Here is a 5,107-nt window from a genome sequence, read left to right on the forward strand (position 1 = left end):
CATCTCCCTCCCTCTTTAAGCCCTGGCTGGTGGCTTGGTTCTTGTTAAAACCATACCGCCAGGGCCCCTGGAGGCCCCGATGCGCGTCACCATCGCCGATGTCGCCCGCGAGGCCGGCGTCAGCAAGACGACCGTGTCGCGGGTCATCAACACCAAGGGGGAGGTGGACCGCTCCACGGCCGCCCGTGTTCGTGAAGTGATCGCGCAGCTCGGCTACGTACCCAGCTCCGGAGCCGTCGGTCTCGCCCGCGGCTCCAGCCGTACGGTCGGCATGCTCGTGCCCTCGCTGACCTGGCCGTGGATGGGCGAACTGCTCCAGGGCGTCGTCGACACCGTCGAGGCCGCCGACCACGGGCTGCTGCTGTTCACGTGCAACCGCGGGGCCGAGTCCGTCCAGCGCTTCACCAGCCAGGTGTCCGCGCGCGCCTTCGACGGGCTCGTCGTCGTGGAACCCGAGAACACCCTCGGCCACCTCACCGAACTGCACCGCGACGGCCTGCCGATCGTGCTCATCGACGACCGCGGCCACCACCCCGAATTCCCCTCCGTCGTGACCACCAACCACGAGGGAGGCGCGTCCGCGGCCCGCCACCTGCTGGCCGCCGGACGCACCCGGCCCCTCATCCTGACCGGCCCCCAGCACTTCGGCTGCGTACGGGACCGGCGCGACGGATTCCGCTCGGTGCTGCCCACGGATCTCGTCGTCGAAGGCGACTTCACCGAACGCGGCGGCCGGCTCGCCGTCGAGGAACTCCTCGCCCGCGGCGTCGCGTTCGACTCCGTCTTCGCGCACAACGACATCAGCGCGGCGGGCGTGCTCCGCGCCCTGCGGGCCGCCGGACGGCGCGTCCCGGACGACATCGCCGTCGTCGGCTTCGACGACATCCCGATGGCCGAACACACCGAACCGCCGCTGACCACCGTGCGCCAGCCCACCCGCCGCATGGGCGAGACGGCGGCCCGGATGCTGCTCTCCCACCTCGGCGGCACGCCCGTACCCGACGGACCGGCCGTGCTGCCCACCGAACTGGTCGTGCGCCACTCGGCGCCGTAACGGACCCGGCCGCCCGGCCGCGCCCCCGCCTCGCACCTTCCGCCCGCCGGGATCTCCCAGACCCGGCAGCCCCTTCCTGGAGTCGCCATGTCCGTACGCCGTCGTACCACCCTCAGAGCGGTCGCCGCAGCCACCGTCGTGGTGGCGCTCGCCGCCGGTTGCTCGAACGCCAACTCGGGTGCCAACAAGGGCGGCGGGGCCGCCGGCGTACTGACCCTCGGCAAGCCGGACGGGCCGCAGACCAACAACAGCAACCCCTTCCTCACCACCTCGGCCGGCGCGGTCCTCGGCTACCGCCACATGATCTACGAGCCGCTGGCCATGACGAACATGATCAGGCCCACCGAGAAGGCCGACCCCTGGCTCGCCACCGAGTGGGCGTGGGAGGACAACTTCACCAAGGTCACCTTCACGCTGGACGACCGGGCCAAGTGGGCCGACGGCAAGCCCCTGACCGCCGCCGACGTGGAGTTCACCTTCAACCTGCTGAAGAAGCACCCGGCGCTCAACGGCGACGGGGTTCCCTTCGACGGGGTCGCCGTCAAGGGCAAGCAGGTCGTGCTGACCTTCAAGGAGAGCCAGTTCGTCAACCAGAACAAGATCATCCAGACCTTCATCGTGCCCAAGCACATCTGGGAGAAGGTCGACAACCCGGAGACCTGGCCCAACCGCACCCCGGTCGGCTCCGGACCGTACAAGCTCAAGACCTTCACCCCGCAGACCACCACCCTGACCGCCACGCCGACCTACTGGAACGGCGAGACCAAGGTCAAGGAACTGCGCTACACCGCCTACAACGACAACAGCGCCGCCACCACCGCCCTGGCCACCGGCAAGATGGAGTGGTCCTTCGTCTTCATGCCGAACCACAAGCAGCTGTTCATCGACAAGGACCCCAAGAACCACCACCTCTGGTTCCCCTCCGGCCTCGGCGTCCACGGACTGTGGTTCAACACCGCCCGCAAGCCCTTCGACAACCCGGCCCTGCGCCGGGCGATGGCGATGGTCGTCGACCGCAAGGCCATCCACATCCAGGCCCAGGCCACGCTCTACCCCGAGATCACCAACCCCACCGGCATCCCGCTCCCCGCCGGTGAGCCCTTCCTCGCCCCCGAGTACGAGGACGCCACCACCAAGCCCGATGTCGCCGGGGCCAAGAAGCTGCTCGCCGAGGCCGGGTTCAAGCTCAGCGGCGGTGTGCTCAAGGACCCGAGCGGCAAGCCGGTCACGCTCACCCTCACCGACCCGGCCGGGTGGAACGACTACATCACCGGGCTCGCGATCATCAAGGACAACATCAAGGAGATCGGCATCGAGGCCAAGGTCAAGACCCAGACCGCCGAGGCCTGGGGCAACGACGTGGCCAACGGCAACTTCGACGCCACCCTGCACTGGACCAACAGCGGCGCCACCCCCTACGACATGTACCAGAACATCATGGACGGGGCGATCGTCCAGCCCATCGGCAAGAGCTCCCAGGCGGGCAACTTCGGCCGCTTCAAGAACTCCGAGGCGACGGCCGCGCTGAAGGAGTACGCCAACGCGTCCTCCGACGCCGCCCGCACCAAGGCCCTCGACACCCTCCAGAAGATCTTCGTCGACCAGGCCCCCATGATCCCGACGGCCGCCGCTCCCATCGGGGCCGAATACTCCACGAAGAACTGGATCGGCTGGCCCACCGAGGCGAACCCGTACGCCCCGCCGCAGCACACCCAGCGGACCGCGCTGGAGATCGTGCTCAACCTCAAGCCCTCCACCAAGTAGGCACGGGGAAAGACCGGACGGGAAGAAGACGGGAAACCGGCCATGACCAGCGATCAGCCCGAGCACGCACGGACCGGCTCCGCGACCACGCGGACCGGCTCCGAGCCCGCGCCCACCGGCACCGAGCGGGTACGGACCGGCTCCGAGTCCCTGCGGACCGGCTCCGGGCCCGCGCCCACCGGCACCGACGTGGTGCTGGAAGCGCGCGGAGTCACCAAGCACTTTCCCCTGCGCCGCACCGCCCGCGACCTGTTCGCCCGCGAGCGCCGCAGCGTCCACGCCGTCGACGACGTCTCGCTCCGGCTGAGACGCGGCACCGTCACGGCCCTGGTGGGGGAGTCCGGCTCGGGCAAGTCCACCGTCGCCCGTCTGCTCGCCCAGCTGTACCCGCTCACCTCGGGCGAGATACGGCTGGGCGGCACGCCGGTGGTGGCCGGTCGCGGCCGGTCCTTCCGCCGTTACGTCCGCCGGGTCCAGCTGATCTTCCAGGACCCCTTCGCCTCGCTGAACCCCGTGCACACCGTGCGCTACCACCTGACCCGCGCCCTGAAGATCCACGGCCGGGCGGGCAGCGGGAAGAAGCAGCTGGAGGAGAACCTGACCGCCCTGCTGAACCGGGTCCAGCTGACCCCGCCGCAGCAGTTCCTGGACAAGTTCCCGCACGAGCTCTCCGGCGGGCAGCGCCAGCGCGTCGCCATCGCCCGGGCGCTCGGGGCCGACCCGCAGGTCCTCCTCGCCGACGAACCCGTCTCGATGCTCGACGTGTCGATCCGGCTCGGCGTCCTCAACCTCCTGCGCGACCTCAAGGAACGCCTCCACCTGGCGATCCTCTACATCACCCACGACATCGCCTCCGCCCGCTACTTCGCCGACACCACCCTCGTCATGTACGCGGGCCGGATCGTCGAGGGCGGCGACAGCGAACGCGTCACCCAGCACCCCGCCCACCCCTACACCCAGCTCCTCATCGCCTCCGCGCCCGACCCGGACCGGATCGTCGCCGACGAGGAACAGGAGGAGACCGGAACGGGCGAACCGCCCTCGCTGATCACCCCGCCCGCCGGCTGCCGCTTCCACCCCCGCTGCCCGCAGGCGATGGAGCGCTGCCGCACCGAACTGCCGCCCCGCTTCGACCTGCCGGACGGGCAGTGGGCGGCCTGCTGGCTGTACGAGGGTGGGGTGCCGCGTCCCACGGGCGCAGGCGGCACGACGGCGGCCCCGGGCCACCCGGCCCCGGGCCCCAACGCCGCGAAGGAGGCCACCCGGTGAAGTACCTCCTCCAGCGCCTCGCCTTCTACGCCGTCACCGCCTGGGCCGCGATCACCATCAACTTCCTCATCCCTCGGCTCATGCCCGGCGACCCCATCCAGGCCCTCCTCAGCCGCTACCAGGGGCAGCTCGACACCAAGGCCATCGACTCGCTCAAGGCCCTGTTCGGCCTGGACGAGCAGCAGTCGATGTGGCAGCAGTACACCGACTACTGGGCCCACCTCCTCGACGGCGACCTCGGCCTCTCCTTCACCTTCTTCCCCACCCCGGTCAGCGAGGTCATCGGCCAGTCCCTTCCCTGGACGCTGGCCCTGGTCGGCACGACCACGCTCATCAGCTTCGTCCTCGGCACCGGCATCGGCGTCTACAGCGGCTGGAAGCGCGGCTCCTGGCTGGACGGGCTGCTACCGGTCACCACCTTCATCTCCTCCATCCCGTACTTCTGGCTGGGCCTCGTCGCCATCGCCGTGTTCGCCGAGAAGTGGTCGCTTTTCCCCAATTCCGGCGGTTACGACAACGCGCTGGTCCCCGCCTTCGACTGGCCGTTCATCTCCAGCGCCCTCTACCACGCGGTCCTGCCCGGCGTGACGATCGTCCTCAGCGCCGTGGCCGGCTGGATCCTCGGCATGCGGAACATGATGGTCACCGTCTCCTCCGAGGACTACGTGATGGTCGCGCAGGCCAAGGGCCTGTCCGAGCGGCGCGTGATGTTCGGCTACGCCGCCCGCAACGCGGTCCTCCCCAACATCTCCGGCTTCGCCCTCTCCCTCGGCTTCATCGTCGGCGGCACCCTGCTCGTCGAGATGGTCTTCACCTACCCGGGCATCGGCTTCCAGCTGCTCCAGGCGGTCGGAGCCAAGGACTACCCCCTGATGCAGGGCGTCTTCCTCATCATCACGCTCTCCGTCCTCGCCGCGAACCTGCTCGCCGACCTCGTCTACGCCGCCCTCGACCCCCGTACCCGGAAGGAGGCATAGGGCTCATGTCCATCACCGCCACCGACGTCGCCGTCCTCGACGG

General features: G+C 69.6%; 4 protein-coding genes. All 4 read left to right on the forward strand.

Features of this window, described 5'->3' with window-relative positions:
* Window positions 1-79 precede the first annotated feature (79 nt).
* The 4 genes from JS521_RS33580 to JS521_RS33595 all read left to right on the forward strand — a co-directional run bounded on the left by JS521_RS33580 (window position 80) and on the right by JS521_RS33595 (window position 5,064).
* Complete coding sequence (locus JS521_RS33580) at window positions 80-1,054, forward strand: LacI family DNA-binding transcriptional regulator (RefSeq protein ID WP_205086674.1); 975 nt, start codon at window positions 80-82, stop codon at window positions 1,052-1,054.
* 87 nt (window positions 1,055-1,141) lie between these two features.
* Window positions 1,142-2,818: an ABC transporter substrate-binding protein gene (locus tag JS521_RS33585; RefSeq protein ID WP_205086675.1), complete on the forward strand. Its 1,677-nt coding sequence runs from the start codon at window positions 1,142-1,144 to the stop codon at window positions 2,816-2,818.
* Between the two features lie 42 nt (window positions 2,819-2,860).
* The gene (locus JS521_RS33590; protein WP_239488192.1) at window positions 2,861-4,087 is read left to right on the forward strand and encodes an ABC transporter ATP-binding protein; all 1,227 of its coding nucleotides are present in this window, start codon (window positions 2,861-2,863) and stop codon (window positions 4,085-4,087) included.
* Window positions 4,084-5,064, forward strand: a complete 981-nt coding sequence (locus tag JS521_RS33595; protein WP_006127810.1) for an ABC transporter permease — start codon at window positions 4,084-4,086, stop codon at window positions 5,062-5,064. Before JS521_RS33590 ends, JS521_RS33595 begins: the two co-directional genes overlap by 4 nt.
* Window positions 5,065-5,107 lie beyond the last annotated feature (43 nt).

Origin of the sequence: Streptomyces durocortorensis, from assembly GCF_016901035.1 — a bacterium.
Taxonomy (GTDB): domain Bacteria; phylum Actinomycetota; class Actinomycetes; order Streptomycetales; family Streptomycetaceae; genus Streptomyces; species Streptomyces durocortorensis.